The following is an 18153-nucleotide window of genomic DNA, read 5'->3' as shown; positions in this document are numbered from 1 at the left end:
AATAAATATAAGAGAAACGTACCAGTTATCAAATCATGTGCGATTAATTGTACATTATACTTGCTGAAAGTGATATTTTAGTTTTTAAAGCTAATCTTTTCAAAGCAATTTGTTGTTATTGCTCAGAGTACCATCTAAATATGAACCTCTCACATTATTATGAGAAATTAAGAGCTAATAGTGAATTGATGAAAAGACATTCATTAAAAGATTTCATCATTCTATACTTGTATTTTTTCTAAAACAAACCAGAAATTTCACCACTATCACTTATATCTATACCTTCTGATGCAGGATGCGCAGGTAAACCTGGCATACGCATAATTTCTCCAGTAATAGGAATTAAAAAACCTGCACCTGATGCAATTTCAATTTCTCTAACAGTAATAATAAAATCTTTAGGACGACCTAAAAGCTTTGGGTTGTCAGATAAGGATTTTTGCGTTTTTGCAACGCATATAGGTAGGTTTTCTAGCCCAAGTTCTTTGATGCGTTTAAGTTGTCGTTTAGCACTTGAATTATAATCCACGTGTTCAGCTCCATATATTTTTTGAGCAATGGTTTCAATTTTAGTTTCTATATCCATGTCCCATTTATATAGTGGTTTGAATTTGGTTTTGCATGCTTCTGAAACTTCAATAACGTGTTGTGCAAGTTTAATTGCTCCTTCACCACCTTTTGCCCAAACATTAGCAACCGCAACACGGATATTTTTAATTTTAGCAAAATCTTTTATGAGTTGTATCTCTTCCTTACTATCTGATTTAAATTTGTTAATTGCAATAATTGGAGTGACTTCAAATTGACCAATGTTTTCTAAATGTTTTTCTAAGTTTGGTAACCCTTTTCGTAAAGCATCTATATTAGGAGTATCTAAAGCTTTAATATTTGCTCCACCATGATACTTTAAAGCACGAATTGTTGTAGTGAGTACTACAGCTTTAGGAGAAATATTTGCGCTTTGACATTTAATGTCAAAGAATTTTTCGGCACCCAAATCAAACCCAAAACCAGCTTCAGTGACAGTGTAGTCAGAATAAGTCATACCCATTAATGTTCCAATTACTGAGTTTGTACCTTGTGCAATATTTGCAAAAGGACCACCATGGATAATAGCAGGATTTCCTTCAATAGTTTGAACTAAATTAGGTTTTATAGCATGTTGCAATAAGGTTGCCATAGCGCCAGCAACTTTTAAATCCTTGGCATAAATGGGCTTTTTAGAAAAAGTATAACCAATAAAAATGTTACCTAGCCGTTTTTTTAGATCACTTAAATTTTTAGCAATACAAAGTATAGCCATAATCTCTGATGCTGCTGTAATATCAAAACCTGTTTCTCTTGGGATTCCTGAAGTTGTTCCGCCCAAACCTACAATGATTCGTCTTAAAGCTCTATCATTCATATCAATTACACGTTTCCATGTAATTGTTCTAGGGTCTAAACCTAAAGAATTGGTTTTACTTTGAATATTATTATCTATTATGGCGGCTAATAAATTATGTGATTTTTCAATGCCTGAGAAATCACCTGTAAAATGAAGATTAATATCTTCTAGAGGTAAAACTTGAGAATAACCTCCTCCAGTAGCTCCGCCTTTTATACCAAACACAGGACCCAAAGAAGGTTCTCTAAGTACTACTGTAGTTTTTTTATTTAATCTGTTTAATGCTTCAGATAGTCCAATTGATATAGTTGTTTTTCCTTCTCCAGCAGGAGTAGGCGAAATTGCAGAAACTAGAATAAGATTGCTTTGTTTAGCTTTGGTTCTGTTGATACAAGAAAGAGGGATTTTTGCCTTATCCTTACCATACATTTCAATAAGATCGGGATCAATTCCAAATTTTTCTGCGATTTCTGTAATGGGTTTAAGCTTTACTTTTTTGGCTATTTGAAGATCGGTCATAATAAGAATGATAAATTAATATCTTTCAAATGTATTGTATTAATAATGTCTAATGGGTGATTTTTATCATGTCTAAAATTGTATTGTTTACTTTTAAAGGATAAAGCTCTAAAGGTTGTAACTTTGTGAAAATTTTTAAATCAATGCACAAAGCAGGTTTTGTAAATATTATTGGTAATCCTAATGTTGGTAAATCCACATTGATGAATGCGTTTATAGGTGAAAAATTATCTATAATTACATCTAAGGCGCAGACTACAAGGCATCGTATCTTAGGAATTGTTAATGGTGAAGACTTTCAGGTGATTTTAAGTGATACTCCAGGAATTATTAAACCAGCATACGAATTGCAAGCATCCATGATGGATTTTGTGAAATCGGCATTTGAAGATGCAGATGTTTTAATCTATATGGTAGAGATAGGCGAGAAGGAATTAAAAGATGAGGCCTTTTTCAAGAAGATTACAAATTCTAAAATTCCTGTGTTACTATTATTGAATAAAATAGATAATTCTAACCAAGAGCAATTAGAAGAACAAGCGGAATTGTGGCAAAATAAAGTGCCAAATGCTGAATTTTTTCCAATTTCAGCATTACAAGGATTCAATGTTCAAAATGTATTTGATAGAATCATAGAATTATTACCAAAGTCTCCTGCATTTTACCCAAAAGACCAATTAACAGATAAACCAGAACGTTTTTTTGTAAATGAAGCTATTAGAGAAAAAATCTTGATGCATTACAAAAAGGAGATTCCTTATGCTGTAGAAGTAGATACTGAAGAATTTTTTGAGGAAGATGACATTATTAGAATGCGTTCAGTAATTATGGTAGAGCGCGAAACTCAAAAAGGGATTATTATTGGTCACAAAGGTTCTGCATTAAAACGTGTTGGAGTAGAGGCTAGAAAAGATTTAGAGAAATTTTTTGGTAAGCAAGTGCACCTTGAGCTCTATGTAAAAGTAAATAAGAACTGGAGAAGCAATCAAAAACAGTTAAGACGTTTTGGTTATAATCAGCGATAAACTCTTAAGGTTTCTTTCATAAAAGCATGTAATTTATACATTTCAGGTTTTCCTTTTGTTTTACCCATTCGTCCTGCTATATAAAGTACAAACCATATCAGTACCATAAAAAGTGTAAGGAATAACTGTATGGCATAAGAATTTCCTAAGGTAGCATTAGTGTAAGTCCAAATACCAAAACCTAGAAATAGACCAGCAACTATAAAGTGAAAAAACATAAACATGGTCCATACCGTTGGGTTGGGACCAAAAAGGCCATGTACAGTTGCATTATTTGAATCTTTTTCATTGATTTCTAAATGTAATTGTGGTGACCAAAAATGTTGATTCTGTTTTGGAAATTTTATAAAGACATGGTCATCTATTCTTGAGACAACAAAATCAGATTGCGTAGTTTTAGTTTCCTCAAAACCTTTTAATAATTTTTCATTGATTGTTTCCACGTCAAATTTAAAACGTGGTCTTAAAACTATTTCATTAGTGAGTGACATATTGCTAAAATAAGAGAACTCAATTTACATATTTTCTTAGTGAAACTCAAAATTTAAAAGTGTAATTAATTAAATTTCGTTAGTTAAACTAATCCTGCTGAAAAGCAAGATCTAATTATCAGATTAAACACTACCTTTGCAAACGCTTACAGGATATGTAATGCAGATTAAATATAAATATATGGGAAATATAGTAGCAGTTGTAGGGAGACCAAATGTTGGAAAATCGACGTTTTTTAACCGTCTAATTAAAAGACGTGAAGCTATCGTTGATGCTGTTAGTGGTGTAACAAGAGATCGCCATTACGGGAAAACAGATTGGAATGGAAAAGAATTTTCCTTAATTGATACAGGAGGTTATGTTGTTGGTAGTGATGATGTTTTTGAAGCAGAAATAGATAAACAGGTTGAACTTGCCATTGACGAAGCTGATGCTATTATTTTTATGGTAGATGTTGAATCTGGTATCACTGGTATGGATCAAGATGTGGCCAACTTACTGCGTAAAGTAAAAAAGCCAGTTTTCTTAGTGGTAAATAAAGTAGATAATGGTAAGCGTGCTGAAGATGCTGTTGAATTCTACTCACTTGGATTGGGCGATTATTTTACAATTGCAAGTATTAATGGAAGTGGTACAGGTGATTTGTTAGATGCTGTAGTTGAAGCCTTACCAGAAGTGGAAGAAGAAGAGGAAGAAACATTACCACGTTTTGCTGTTGTAGGACGACCAAATGCAGGGAAATCATCTTTTATAAATGCTTTAATAGGCGAGGATCGCTATATTGTTACTGATATTGCTGGTACAACAAGAGATTCTATAGATACAAAGTACAATCGTTTTGGTTTTGAATTTAACTTAGTAGATACAGCAGGAATCCGTCGTAAAACGAAGGTTAAAGAAGATTTAGAATTTTATTCAGTAATGCGAAGTGTTAGAGCTATTGAGCATTCTGATGTTTGTTTAGTCGTTTTAGATGCGACACGTGGTTTTGATGGCCAAGTCCAAAATATATTTTGGTTAGCTGAGCGTAACCGAAAAGGAATCGTGATTTTGGTGAATAAATGGGATTTGGTAGAAAAAGATACAAAAACAGCCAAAGAATTTGAAAAGCATATTCAAAGTCAAATAGCTCCGTTTACAGATGTCCCAATTGTGTTTATTTCGGTATTAAATAAGCAGCGTATTTTTAAAGCTATAGAAACAGCTGTTGAGGTTTATAAAAATAGATCGAAGAAGATTAAAACTAGTGTGCTTAATGAAACCTTATTGCCAATTATTGAGAATCGACCTCCACCAGCAAATAAGGGTAAATTTGTTAAAATAAAATATATTATGCAGTTGCCAACTCCACAGCCGCAATTTGCATTTTTCTGTAATTTACCACAGTATGTAAAAGAACCTTATAAACGTTTTCTAGAGAATCAATTGAGAGATCATTTCGATTTCAATGGTGTACCAGTGAGTGTTTATATGCGAAAAAAGTAAGTTTAAAGTTTTTATGTATGCGAAAATAATGTAATTTTAGTCTGTTAACACTTTAGATTATCACCAACCTCCAGAAGCTCCACCACCTCCAAAGCTACCGCCTCCAAAGCCTCCACCGAAACCTCCGCCTCCAGAAGAACTTCCTCCGAAACCTCCACCAGATCCACCTGAAGATGAACCTCTAGAATAACTACCTCGTCCCATATTACTGAGAATTATAGCTTCAAGAAGACTTCTACTGTCGGATCGGTTTCCTCTATTTCCTCCGTGACCACCACCTCTTCGATTTTTAGAAATTGCTATGATGAAAATTATAAATATGATGAATAAGAAAATGAAAAGTTCAAACGGAAAACGAACTTCATTATCTCTTGAGTCTTGATATTCACCACTTAAAACCTCAAAAATAGCGTCAGAGGCTCTATTGAGACCTCCATAATAGTCATTGCGTTTAAAGTATGGAATAATGTCATTATTTATAATGCGTTTACTTATAGCATCTGTGAGTAAGTGTTCTACACCTTTGCCTGAATTAATCCCAATTTTCCGATCATTTTTTGCTAAAAGTATTAAAACACCATTGTCGTTATCAGCTTTTCCAATTCCCCATTTCTCGCCCCATTGTGCACCTAAATAGTTTATGTATTCTCCTTCGGTTGAGCTTATAATTGCAACAACAATCTGTGTTGAAGTGGTGTCAGCATATTTTCTGAGTTTTATGTTAAGTTCGGTACTATCACGTTTTGAAAGTAGGTTCGTATAATCATAGACAAAATGCTGTTTTGAATCTTTTGGTTTATCAGGAATCTTATACTGCGCCAAAACAACAAAAGGACTTCCCATGCATAGAATGAAAAGAAACCTAAATGTTATATGCTTCAATTGTTGCATTAGCCTTTTGAGATTGTATTATCTAATTCATCACTATCTCCATGCACCCAAGGAAAGTGCTTAGAAAGCACTTGTCCTGCTTCTTTTATACCATCGATAATGCCTTGTTTAAAATTACCTGTTTTAAATTGTAAGCTAATCTTATCGCGAGTAGAATTCCAAAAGTCTGGACCAACTATGTTGTTGATGCCTTGATCTCCATAAATGACAAAAGATTTGTTGTCCACAGCCACATAAATAAGTACACCATTCTGTTGTTTGGTGTTATCCATTTTTAGAATATGAAATACTTCTAGAGAGCGTTCGTAAACATCTATATCACAATTTTGCTCAATATGTACACGGATTTCACCTGAGGTATCACATTCAGCAACACGAATAGCTTCAACGATTTCCTGTTCTTCTTCTGTAGTTAGGAAATCTTCAATATATGGCATAACTGAATTTTAATTGAATTCAAATGTTGCGTCTGGATTTTTTTCGCTTCCAGGATCTGCTTTGTAACGCGACATTTCTTCAAAACCAAACCAACCTGCAAGTAATTTGCCAGGAAATTTTGTAGTGTGTTTATCGTAGATGTTTACTTTTTCATTGAAACGATCTCTAGCAACGTTTATTCTATTTTCTGTACCTTCTAATTGACTTTGTAACTCCAAAAAGTTTTGATTGGCTTTTAATTCTGGATAACGTTCTACTGATACTAAAAGTTTTGATAATGCTCCACCCAAACCACTTTGAGCTTGCTGGAATTGCGCCATATTTTCTGCTGTTAAATTACTAGCGTCAATGGTCGTAGAAGTTGCTTTTGCTCTTGCTTCTATCACTTCTCTTAATGTTGTTCTTTCAAAATCTGCAGCACCTTGTACAGTCTTTATTAAATTACCTACAAGGTCATTTCTTCTTTGATACGAACTCTCAACATTAGACCAAGCTGTTTTGGCATCTGCTTCATATTCTACAGCTGTATTGTTAAATCCTACTGCCCATTGATATACGCCAAAAACTATTATTGCAATAACAATTAAAGGGATTAGCCATTTTTTCATAATAAATTAGTTTTAAAGTTGTGTTTTTATCTTAATAAGTTGAGCTTTTATACCTTCTAACTTTTCAACGATTTCAAATTTTTCTAAGGCTTGTTTTTTCTCCTCTTTTAAATGTGTTTTTGCACCTTCGAGTGTGAAACCGCGTTCTTTTACGAGGTGATAAATAAATTTTAAGTTTTTGATGTCTTCAGGAGTAAACTTACGATTCCCTTTAGCATTTTTTTTAGGCTTAATAGCATCAAATTCTTTCTCCCAAAATCGAATTAAAGAAGCATTTACTTTAAAGGCTTTAGCAACTTCGCCAATGCCATAATATCTTTTTTCTGGTAAGTCTATATGCATCTTAATCTAGTGATTGGTTTTCTAATGAAGCTTTTCTTAGCATAACATTAAATTCGTCTGCTGATAAGTTTCCGTAATAAAAGTTAATTGGGTTAATTCGCTCTCCTTCTTTAAATACTTCGTAATGTAAATGAGGAGCTTCAGAACGACCTGTGCTACCAACAAACCCTATTAAGTCACCACGTTTTACGCGTTGGTTTACTCTTACATTGTACTTATATAAATGTGCATAAAGCGATAAATAACCATAACCATGGTCTATACGAATATGTTTACCATAACCAGTAGAACTATTATCTGCTCGTTTTACCACTCCGTCTCCAGAGGCATAAACAGGTGTGCCACGAGGTGCAGTAAAATCCATACCAAAATGAAACTTTCTAACTTTAGTAAATGGATCTGTTCTGTACCCATAACCAGAAGCCATTCGTGTTAAATTTACATTGCTTACAGGCTGAATTGCTGGTATAGCTTCAAGAAATTTTTCTTTATCCTCAGCTAATTTGGCAATTTCATCTAGTGATTTAGATTGCACTACAATTGCTTTTTCTAAAATATCTAGACGTTTATTGCTCTCAGAAATTAATTGCGAATTATCAAACCCTTCATATTTCTTATAACGGTTTATACCTCCAAAACCAGCGCGTCTTTGTTCGTCTGGTATAGGATTGGCTTCAAAATAAAGTCTATAAATGGCATTATCACGTTCTTCAACGTTCTCTAGAGCAGAAATGGCATCGTCCATACGCTTGTTAATCAGTTCATATTGCAACTCCATATTTTGCAATTCTCTAGTCATTTGTCGCTCTTTAGGAGATTCAATGTATTGACTGGCAATAAAAAAAGATAGAAATCCAAATAGAGCAGCGCCAATTAAGAATCCCATAGCATACTTAAATGTTGTTGCCTTCTTACGCTTTATTTTGCGGTAAGAAAGGGTTTCAGAATCATAATAATATTTTACCTTACCCATGTTTGAATTTATGCTATTTTTGCAGCTAATAGGCACACAAGGTGTCTTATTGTACTTGCGAAACCATCAAACCTACAAAAATATTTTCATTACAAATTTAAAAAACTAATGGAATATATTTGCAGATGGTTCTCTCTGACCATAAAGGTAAATGAAAAATGGCAGAGAAAACATGAAAAATGTTTTGCAATTGTGGCAATTAAATAGAAACAAGCTAGTATATAGTATATGAAATCTCAAGAAGTTCGTGCTAAATTTTTAAATTTCTTTGAAGGAAAGATGCATCTCATTGTGCCATCTGCATCAATGGTTTTAAAAGATGATCCAACCTTAATGTTTGTAAACTCTGGTATGGCTCCGTTTAAAGAGTATTTTTTGGGGAATGCAGATCCTAAGCAAAACAGAATTGCTGATAGTCAAAAATGTTTACGTGTTTCTGGTAAGCACAACGATTTAGAAGAAGTAGGATATGATACGTATCATCATACACTTTTTGAAATGTTGGGTAACTGGAGTTTTGGTGATTACTTTAAAAAAGAGGCAATTGCTTGGGCTTGGGAATTGTTGACTGAAGTTTACGGTATTGATAAAGATATTTTATATGTCACTGTTTTTGAAGGTAGTGATGATGCAGACAATTTAAAAATGGATCAAGAGGCATACGATTTATGGAAAGCACTTATTCCAGAAGACCGTATTCTAATGGGAAATAAAAAAGATAATTTCTGGGAAATGGGTGACCAAGGTCCTTGTGGACCTTGTAGTGAAATACATGTAGATATTCGTTCTGCTGATGAGAAAGCTAAAGTCGATGGTAAATCTTTAGTGAATATGGATCATCCTCAGGTAGTGGAAATCTGGAACCTCGTTTTTATGCAATACAATCGTAAAGCAAATAAATCACTAGAAGCTTTACCGAATAAACACATTGATACAGGAATGGGTTTCGAACGTCTATGTATGGTTTTACAAGAGGTGCAATCTAACTACGATACAGATGTTTTTACTCCAATTATTCGTGAGATTGAAACGATAACCAATAAAGATTACGGCAAGGAAGAAAAGGCAGATGTTGCAATTAGAGTAATTTCTGATCATGTTAGAGCAGTAGCGTTTTCTATTGCAGATGGTCAGTTACCAAGTAATACAGGTGCTGGTTATGTTATTCGTAGAATTTTGAGACGTGCTGTTCGTTATGGATTCACATTCTTAGATAAAAAAGAGCCTTTTATTTATCGTTTGGTTGATATCTTAACGAAAAAAATGGGAACTGCTTTCCCAGAATTGAAAGCACAAAAGCAATTGATTGAAAATGTAATTAAAGAAGAAGAAAGTTCTTTTTTAAGGACTCTAGATCAAGGTTTAATAATTTTAGATGGAATTATTAAAGATTCTAAGACTAAAGAAATTCCAGGTGCTAAAGTATTTGAACTTAAAGATACATATGGTTTTCCGGAAGATTTAACAGATCTTATTCTTCGAGAGAAAGGATTCACCTACAATGTTGAAGAATTTAAGAATTCACTTAAAGCACAGCAAGGTCGAGGACGTGAAGCATCTGAATTAAAATCGGACGATTGGACTATTTTACATCATGACGAAGTAGAAGAATTTATAGGTTATGATACACTTGAAGCACATGTGAAAATTACACGTTATAGAAAAGTAACCTCTAAAAAAGATGGCGAAATGTATCAACTTGTGTTCAATATAACACCATTTTATCCTGAAGGTGGTGGACAAGTTGGTGATAAAGGCTATTTAGAAGATGAACATGGTGATGTCGTTTACATATTAGACACAAAGAAAGAAAATAACCTTATTATTCATTTTACTAAAAACTTACCAAAACATAATGATGAGGTTTTAAAAGCCGTTGTAGATTCTAAACAACGTAATAGAACAGAATGTAATCATACAGCAACACATTTATTGCATCAAGCACTACGTGAAGTATTAGGAACACATGTAGAGCAAAAAGGCTCAGCTGTAAACTCTAAGTATTTACGTTTCGATTTTTCACATTTTTCTAAACTTACAGTAGAAGAATTACGAGATGTAGAGAATTTTGTTAATGCTCGTATTGAAGGTAAGTTGGCTTTGCAAGAAAATAGAAGTATACCAAAAGAACAAGCTATTGCAGATGGCGCAATGTCTTTATTTGGTGAGAAGTATGGAGATATAGTTAGAAGCATTCGTTTTGGTCAATCCATAGAACTTTGTGGAGGTACTCATGTTGATAATACAGCAGATATTTGGCATTTTAAAATTACTGCAGAAAGTGCTGTGGCATCTGGTATTCGTCGTATTGAAGCGATTACTAATGATGCTGTGAAAGATTTTTATTTCGAAAATAACAGAGCATATTTTGAAATGAGGGATTTACTCAATAATGCAAAAGAACCAGTAAAAGCTTTACAAAGTTTACAATCTGAGAATACGGATTTAAAGAAACAAATAGAAAACTTACTTAAAGACAAGGCAAAGAACATTAAAGGCGAACTTAAGAATGAGTTAACCGAAATTAATGGTGTTCAGTTTTTAGCTAAGAAGTTAGATTTAGATGCTTCAGGAGTTAAAGATGTCTGTTTTGAATTAGGAAGTCAGTTTGATAATCTCTTCTTATTATTTGGAGCTGAGAACAACGGAAAAGCAATACTTTCTTGTTACATATCAAAAGAATTAGTAGCAAGTAAAGATTTAAATGCAGGTACTATTGTAAGAGAACTTGGAAAACACATCCAAGGTGGAGGTGGAGGCCAACCGTTTTTTGCAACTGCAGGAGGGAAAAATCCTGCAGGTATTGACGAGGCTTTGAAGGCTGGGAAGAATTATTTATAATCTTTTTGTCATTCCGCACTTGATGCGGAATCCACTATGAAACTACAAACACAAATACCATTAAGTAAACAATCTCATAATCAATTTAATTATGATTCAGAGGTGTTGTTATTAGGTTCATGTTTTTCTGAAAATATAGGCAACAAATTTGAGTATCATAAATTTCAATCTACAGTAAATCCTTTTGGAATTTTATTTCATCCATTTGCTATTGAAAATCTTATTACAAGAGCAATCAATAAGGATTGTTATTCGGAAGACGATTTGTTTTTTAGTAATGAACAATGGTGCTGTTTAGATGCACATTCAAAACTGAATCGTATTTCAAAAGAAGAATTTTTAACAGGATTGAATAATCAGATTGATAAAACACATGCACAACTTAATAACGTGTCTCATATAGTTATTACTTTAGGTACAAGTTGGGTATATAGACATATCGCTTCAGATGCTATTGTTGCAAATTGTCATAAGTTACCTCAAAAAGAATTTCATAAAGAGTTATTGTCTGTTGACACCATAACAAAATCTCTAGAAGCTATTGTAAACTTGGTTAAAAGTGTTAATCCAAAAATTACATTTCTATTTACCGTTTCACCTGTAAGGCATATAAAGGATGGTTTTATTGAAAATACTCAAAGTAAGTCGCATTTACTTGCAGCAATTCATCAGGTAATAGAACCAAGAAAGCAGATTCATTATTTTCCGTCGTATGAGATAATGATGGACGAATTAAGAGATTATCGTTTCTACAATGCTGATATGATTCATCCAAGTCAAGTAGCTATTGATTATATCTGGAAAAAATTTAAAAACGTTTGGTTGTCTGAAGAAGCTTTAAAAACTTCTGAGGTTATTGCTTCAATTCAGACTAGGAAAGCACATAGACCATTCAATTCCGAATCTAGCGCACATGAGCAATTTTTGACAAAACTTCAGACAGAAATTGATGATTTGCGCATAAAATATCCACATATCTCTTTTTAAATCGCATTTAATTATCTGAAAACCAAATACTTGTAAAAATATACGCAATTCATCGTATGTTTTGCCTTTGTCTTATTGTTCAAATTTGTGGTATTAATAACCAATAAATAATTCAACAATGAGAAAATTAAACCAAATTATGTTACTTGTAATGACAGTATCATTAGTAACATTCACATCATGTTCAAGCGATGACGACAATGATGGAGGTAACAACAATGTAGATGAATTTTTAACAGCTACTGTAGATGGTACAGCTTTCGCTGCAGCGCAAAGTCCTGCTGTAATTGTAGGAGCACAAAGTACAAATGGCATTTTATCTGTACAAGGTGGTACTAATACGGGTAACACAATTAGTATGGCTATAAATGGATATACTGGAGTTGGGACCTATACTACTGGTGATGTTATTAATAACACCAACTTTATTCAGTATTTAACAATTAGTGGAACCACACCAAGTACTTGGGCTTCTGGTTTAGCATCAGCAGCTTTAGGAACTTTAATGCCAGGTACAATAGAAGTGACTTCTGATGATGGAACAACAGTAGAAGGTACGTTTACTTTTGAAGGTTATAATGGTGGTGATATGACCACTAAGGTTGTAACTAATGGAGAATTTAAAGCAAAACTTGATTAATACTTTTTATTATGAAAACGCTATTAATTCAAACACACAAATTAATGATGTTTGCACTTCTTTTGAGTGCAGCATCATTGTTTGCTCAGAAGGCAGAAGCGCCAGATCATAATTTTGATTTAGGAGCTAAGATTAATGATATGACAATTACTGAAGGAGGGACAGTAGTTGTAGCCACAAACGATGGACTTGTAGGTTTAAAGCCAGGACAAGATGGATTACTATTTAATTTTACTGAGTATGGTAAAGTAAAATCTGAAGAATTAAATTTTGTACCTAGAGCTCCTTATGTAGTTGTTGGTCAAACAGGTTTTGGTGGATTGCAAACAAAGAGTGCTGTCATTGATTATATGTCTGGTAAAACCTTGTTTAGCACTGAGAAAAATGGTTGGAAAGCTATTGGGATGTCTCAAGTATTAATGCCTCAAAACATGCTTATAGTTAGTGGTCAACGTAGAGCTTCAGAAAAGTATGCACAAGCAGTTGCTTTGTACGATTTAAATACAGGAGAACAAGTGAGTTTCTATAAATTTAAAGGCTCTCGCCAAGCAATGGGCAAGCCTTTAGTGCTAAAAGATGGAGTTATCATTCCGACAACAAAAGGCTTAATGAAAGTAGATATGAATTCAGGTAATGTGCTTTGGGAAAATGAACTCAAATACATTGGTTGGATGGTTGCAGATACTTCAGAAAAAGAGATTTATGCTTTTGCTTCGACATCTAACAAAAAGAATACAAAAATTTATAAGCTTAATGCTAATGGATCTTTAGCTTGGGCAGATGAAAGAAAAGTAAAAGGTAATATTTCTAATTTTCAAATATTACCTCAAGGATTAGCTGTGGTTAGTGATGTAGCTGGAGGTAGTGGTACGTTTGCAGCAAAATCTGAATCTAAAATTGCACTCTTGAGCGCATCTACTGGAGACGATCTTTGGGAGAAAGCACCAAAAACAAAGGGCTATGTACAACATTTCTATATTATGGATGATGGCATTTTGTTTGGAATTCAATCTGGAGGAATTAATAAAGTATCATATGAAGGTAAAGCATTATTTAAAAAACCATTAAAGACTGGGGAGAATATACTAACTATGGCTTTAACACCACAAGGTTTAATTTATATCACTTCAGAGGATGCAAATATTGTTAATCTTGAAACTGGAGATCAAGTTTGGTCAAAGCCTTTGAAATTTAAAAGAGCTGATGTCGTAAGCTCTACTTACGACCAGAAGAACGATAGATATTTAATTGCCGCAGATGAAAAACTATATAGCATTGATGCTAATTCAGGTAATTCAGAATTAATTAGCGAAGCTAAATTTGAAGGTAAAGAAGATCCGACTTCTGTAGAAATAAGAGATGATGGTATATTATTGACTTCAGCTCAAAATATGATGTTATTAGATTGGGATGGTAATAATTCTTGGCACGAGTATAAGCGCGCACCTGGTAAAAGTGCTTTTGGTGCAATCTTAGCTGGAGTTACAGCCGTTGCTGCTGCTACAGCTTCAGTATCGGCAACTATGGAAGCGCAGCAGTATAGAAATCGAATAGGTCAATATACATCTAGAGGTGAAAATTTAAATGATTTTGCTCAAGGTATGGCATCTGCAACTGGTGCTTCTATAGCGGAGATGCTTAAACGTTTTAAAGCAACTTCTGCTACCCAAGATGCTCAATTCGTATTAACCAAACTAGAAGAAGGTGTTGGTTTAGTAAAGCTCAATAAAGATACTGGGACAGTTGAAAAAGAAATACTCCTTAAAGACAAAAAACCAGTATATAAAGTTGATGAATTTGGAGGTTATTTATATTATAAGCTCAATGATAAAACGATTTATGCTTACAACCTTAATAAATAAATCTTGTTGTTGAGATTTGTTATGATTAAGCGTAATTCCCAACCAATTACGCTTAATCTTTTTAAATTGTATCTTAATCGAATAAAAAGTAATCGACTCATAAATAATCATATATTAGTAATGCTATTAATCAATTTTTTTAAAAAGGCATCAGTTATACCTTCTGTTATTAAAAACAGAATGTATCTGATGCTTTTTTTATTTTTTATTACAGGAGGTTTGTTTGGGCAATCTAATAAGCAGATAGCAGATAGTATTGTTGCAAATGCAAAGCTTAATAATTCAGATTCATTAGCTATTCAAATTATACACAGAGATTTCTTTAAATATTGCTATTCTAAACCAGAAGTTGCACGTGGTTTAGCTGATGCATCAATTGAGCTTTGCGATAAACGAGGAGATGATTTTTTAATGATTAGAGCCTTATTAAGACATGGTATTTATTATGATATCATTGGAAAAAAAGATAGTGCTTTATTAGATTATAACAAGGCATATAAGATAGCAAACAAGATTGATGATATAGATGGTAAAGCTTCAGTGTATAATAATAAAGGTCTAATTTATTGGAACTCTGAAAACTATAATGAGGCGATGGAAAACTATCTAAGTTCTCTAAAAATATTTGAAGAGACAGATAACAAAAAGAGTCAAGCCAATAGTCTAAATAATATTGGTTTATTATTAAAAGAATTGAAGCGTTATAAGGAATCAAAAAATTATCATATCAGAGCATTAAAACTAAGGAAAAGTATAGAGGATACTTATGGTGTTGGTGCATCTTATACTAATCTATCTCAAGTTTATTCTTATATAGATTATCCCGATTCAACTATTTATTATTCGCACAAAGCGTTTAAAATAAAAGAAAAAATAGGAGATAAAAGGGGATTAGGCATTGTTTATAATAATTTAGGGCAAGAGTATAACATTCTTAAACAATTTGATTCTTCCGAATATTACTTAAAAAAAGCAGATAAGATTTATGATGAACTCAAATCTAAAAAATTAAAAGCAACAAATAGTTCAGCTTTAGGTTCAATGTATTTTAATTCAGGGAATTTTAAACAATCAATAAAATATTCAGAAGCCGCATTAAATTTTACTTCTGAAGATGAAATCTTCACACAATTTAAGATACGCAGGAGATTAGCTTATGCATACATGAATTTAAATGCATATAAAAACTCAGTAGATAACTTTGATATAGCTTTAACTTTAAAAGATTCTATAGCAAAACAAAATGAAGTCGTTGCAACTCAAGAGGTATTCGAAAAATATCAATCAGCAGAAAAACAAAAGCAAATCTTAATTCAACGTGCAGAGCTTGCAGAACAAGATCTTATTATTCAAAAGCGCAATTATCAAATTTATGGACTTCTTGGTTTAGCTTTAATATTAGGTTTAATAGGCTATCTTTTTTACAACCAGCAGAAATTAAAAAACGCACAATTACAAAAGGAAAATGAGTTAAAAGATGCTTTGTTAAAGATTGAAACTCAGAATAAATTACAAGAACAACGTTTAAGAATTAGTAGAGATTTACACGATAATATTGGAGCGCAGCTCACTTTTATAATTTCATCCATAGACAATTTAAAATATGGTTTCGATATAAAAGATGAAAAATTGAATACGAAGCTCGAAACGATAAGTGACTTTACTTCTGGTACTATTTATGAGCTCAGAGATACTATTTGGGCAATGAACAAAAGTGAAATTACTTTTGAAGATTTACAATCTCGAATATCTAATTACATAGAGAAAGCTCATCTGTACGATTCTAATATTCGTTTTGACTTTAATGTTGATGATAGTGTAGATGTGAATAAAAAATTCACTTCGGTTGAAGGCATGAATATTCATCGCGTAGTACAAGAAGCTATACATAATAGTTTAAAATATGCTAATGCAACCACAATTGAGGTTGAGGTGTCTAAAGTTGTATCTAACCTTGTGTTTAAAATTTCGGATAACGGAAAAGGATTCGACATTACTAATGTGAAAAGAGGTAATGGTCTCAATAATATGGAAAAACGAGTTCGTAGTATTGGAGGTGAAATAGTGATTATTTCTAAAGAGAATAGTGGGACAGAAATAATTGTAACTATCTAGGTCTGCAAAAAAGATTATATTCGAGTGTAAATTTTAAATATGATAATTATGACAGAAATTTTGGCAGCATTTATGATTTTTTAGGAACCCTTGGAGGGTTAAGTGATAACCATTCAACTGATATAAATGATTATGATATTCAGGTTGAACAGTCTGAGTCCTCATCACAAAGAAAAGGAAGAATAACTTTCAAAGCAAAAGAAGGTGCTACTCTCGCTCGCTAAAACTATCGAGTATTTAAGAATTAGTAAAATCCAAATACTTTTAAGTTTTTGGATTTTTATTTAATACATTAGACATAATTAAATGAGAACATTATACGTTTATTCCATTTTATTTTTCTGTTTTTTTAGACTTCATGCTCAAAGTTCTTTACGTCTAGATAGTTTACTAAATGAAACAAAAACTAATACAGGTCGTGAGTTGGTTAAAACTTACAATGAAATTTCTTGGGAATATAGAAACTCAGATACAGATAGTGCTTTAGTTTATGCAAATAAATCTTTAAAAGTTGCCAATTCTATTAATGATAAGCAAGCTATCGCAACAGCTTATAATAATATTGCAAGTAGTTATGAGGCGGCTTCTAAAATAGATAGTGCGCTTACATATCATCAAAAAAGTTTAGATCTAAAGTTAGAAATTAAAGATACACTTGGTATAGCTAATACTTTGAATAATTTAGGAATTATCTACGACACCAAAGGCAACTATTCTAAAGCATTAGAAAACTATTTTGAAGCCTTAAAAATTTACGAAAAGCACTCCAAAGAGTTTGATAAAGTGCCAATGGTTTATGTCAATATAGGCATTGTTTATAAAAAGCAGAAAGAGTATCAAAAAGTTATTGACTACTATAAAAAAGCACTCAAAATATATAAAGAGAATAGCTATTTTATCGGAGAAGCGATTACTACTGGCAATGTTGGATCTGTATTTTTAAATCTAAAGAAATATGAAGAATCTATTAGTTATTCTCTAAGAGCTGAAAAATTGTATGACAGTTTAGGTTATTCTCGCTATAAACCATACATGCGCGTAAATATTGCTATAGCTAAGGATAGTTTAAAACAATATGAAGATGCGAAAAAAGACTATTTAACATCAATTGTAGCTTTTACAAAAGACAATAATCTTTACGAATTGTCAAATGCCAAAGTAAGTTTAGCTCATAACTATATAGTGAATAAGAATTATTCTGAAGCCAAAAATCAACTAAATGAAGCTATAAAAATTACACGAGATAAAAATTTTAAAGAATTTGAAATAAAGGCTTTAAAGTACTTGGCAGAAGTGGATGCTAAAACTGGTAATTATAAAAATGCTTTTAGTTATCTCAAAAACTACACAACACAAAAAGATAGTGTGTTTGAAATCGAAAAGACCAAAACTATTTTTGAGCTCGAAGCTAAATATGAAAACCAAAAGAAAGAAAAAGAAATTCTAACACAGCGTGCAGACTTAGCCGAAAAGAAATTAGATCTTAGTAAAAAAAACAATTACATATTAGGTTTGTGTGCATTAGCAATAGTTTTAATGCTATTAGGT

Annotated in this window: 15 protein-coding genes; 8 read left to right on the top strand and 7 right to left on the bottom strand. The window is 32.5% G+C overall.

Annotation, left to right across the window (positions count from 1 at the left end; all coding sequences use genetic code 11):
- Nucleotides 1–238: 238 nt before the first annotated feature.
- Nucleotides 239–1906 carry a formate--tetrahydrofolate ligase gene (locus tag QZZ53_RS08770; protein ID WP_296383678.1) on the bottom strand — a complete coding sequence of 556 codons (1668 nt, stop codon included), beginning with the start codon at nucleotides 1904–1906 and terminating at the stop codon, nucleotides 239–241.
- Between the two features lie 143 nt (nucleotides 1907–2049).
- Here QZZ53_RS08770 and era point away from each other — a divergent pair, with 143 nt between their 5' ends.
- Nucleotides 2050–2931 carry a GTPase Era gene (gene era, locus QZZ53_RS08765; RefSeq protein WP_296383676.1) on the top strand — a complete coding sequence of 294 codons (882 nt, stop codon included), beginning with the start codon at nucleotides 2050–2052 and terminating at the stop codon, nucleotides 2929–2931.
- Here the strand turns inward: era and QZZ53_RS08760 are convergent.
- Nucleotides 2922–3374, bottom strand: a complete 453-nt coding sequence (locus QZZ53_RS08760; protein ID WP_365940479.1) for a GTP-binding protein — start codon at nucleotides 3372–3374, stop codon at nucleotides 2922–2924. The genes era and QZZ53_RS08760 overlap by 10 nt on opposite strands.
- Nucleotides 3375–3603: 229 nt before the next feature.
- On the opposite strand from QZZ53_RS08760, the gene der reads away from it, so the two are divergent.
- A complete protein-coding gene (der, locus tag QZZ53_RS08755) occupies nucleotides 3604–4908 on the top strand; it encodes a ribosome biogenesis GTPase Der (protein WP_296383672.1) in 1305 nt (434 codons plus the stop codon).
- A gap of 60 nt (nucleotides 4909–4968) precedes the next feature.
- Here the strand turns inward: der and QZZ53_RS08750 are convergent, their stop codons facing one another.
- The 5 genes from QZZ53_RS08750 to QZZ53_RS08730 are packed head-to-tail and all read right to left on the bottom strand — an operon-like array spanning nucleotide 4969 to nucleotide 8160.
- Complete coding sequence (locus QZZ53_RS08750) at nucleotides 4969–5751, bottom strand: TPM domain-containing protein (RefSeq protein WP_296383670.1); 783 nt, start codon at nucleotides 5749–5751, stop codon at nucleotides 4969–4971.
- 47 nt (nucleotides 5752–5798) lie between these two features.
- Nucleotides 5799–6236 (bottom strand): TPM domain-containing protein, encoded by a 438-nt coding sequence (locus QZZ53_RS08745; RefSeq protein WP_296383668.1) that lies wholly within the window; start codon nucleotides 6234–6236, stop codon nucleotides 5799–5801.
- A 9-nt stretch (nucleotides 6237–6245) separates the two neighbouring features.
- Nucleotides 6246–6845 carry a LemA family protein gene (locus QZZ53_RS08740; RefSeq protein ID WP_296383665.1) on the bottom strand — a complete coding sequence of 200 codons (600 nt, stop codon included), beginning with the start codon at nucleotides 6843–6845 and terminating at the stop codon, nucleotides 6246–6248.
- A gap of 12 nt (nucleotides 6846–6857) precedes the next feature.
- On the bottom strand, nucleotides 6858–7187 hold the full coding sequence (locus QZZ53_RS08735; RefSeq protein WP_296383663.1) for a MerR family transcriptional regulator: 330 nt from the start codon (nucleotides 7185–7187) through the stop codon (nucleotides 6858–6860).
- 1 nt (nucleotide 7188) lies between these two features.
- The gene (locus QZZ53_RS08730; RefSeq protein ID WP_296383662.1) at nucleotides 7189–8160 is read right to left on the bottom strand and encodes a M23 family metallopeptidase; all 972 of its coding nucleotides are present in this window, start codon (nucleotides 8158–8160) and stop codon (nucleotides 7189–7191) included.
- A gap of 228 nt (nucleotides 8161–8388) precedes the next feature.
- On the opposite strand from QZZ53_RS08730, the gene alaS reads away from it, so the two are divergent.
- From alaS to QZZ53_RS08700, 6 genes are all read left to right on the top strand, one after another.
- Complete coding sequence (gene alaS / locus QZZ53_RS08725) at nucleotides 8389–11001, top strand: alanine--tRNA ligase (protein WP_296383660.1); 2613 nt, start codon at nucleotides 8389–8391, stop codon at nucleotides 10999–11001.
- A gap of 36 nt (nucleotides 11002–11037) precedes the next feature.
- A complete protein-coding gene (locus tag QZZ53_RS08720) occupies nucleotides 11038–11988 on the top strand; it encodes a GSCFA domain-containing protein (RefSeq protein ID WP_296383658.1) in 951 nt (316 codons plus the stop codon).
- 118 nt (nucleotides 11989–12106) lie between these two features.
- Nucleotides 12107–12628: a DUF6252 family protein gene (locus QZZ53_RS08715; RefSeq protein WP_296383656.1), complete on the top strand. Its 522-nt coding sequence runs from the start codon at nucleotides 12107–12109 to the stop codon at nucleotides 12626–12628.
- Between the two features lie 11 nt (nucleotides 12629–12639).
- The gene (locus QZZ53_RS08710) at nucleotides 12640–14490 is read left to right on the top strand and encodes a PQQ-binding-like beta-propeller repeat protein (RefSeq protein WP_296383655.1); all 1851 of its coding nucleotides are present in this window, start codon (nucleotides 12640–12642) and stop codon (nucleotides 14488–14490) included.
- Nucleotides 14491–14679: 189 nt separating this feature from the next.
- A complete protein-coding gene (locus QZZ53_RS08705) occupies nucleotides 14680–16605 on the top strand; it encodes a tetratricopeptide repeat protein (protein WP_296383652.1) in 1926 nt (641 codons plus the stop codon).
- A gap of 306 nt (nucleotides 16606–16911) precedes the next feature.
- On the top strand, nucleotides 16912–18153 hold a 1242-nt coding region (locus QZZ53_RS08700), incomplete at its 3' end, for a tetratricopeptide repeat protein (protein WP_296383650.1).

Source organism: Winogradskyella sp. (genome assembly GCF_016744625.1).
In the GTDB taxonomy this organism is placed as follows: Bacteria; Bacteroidota; Bacteroidia; order Flavobacteriales; family Flavobacteriaceae; genus Winogradskyella.
This window is presented reverse-complemented; position numbering and strand designations above follow the sequence as displayed.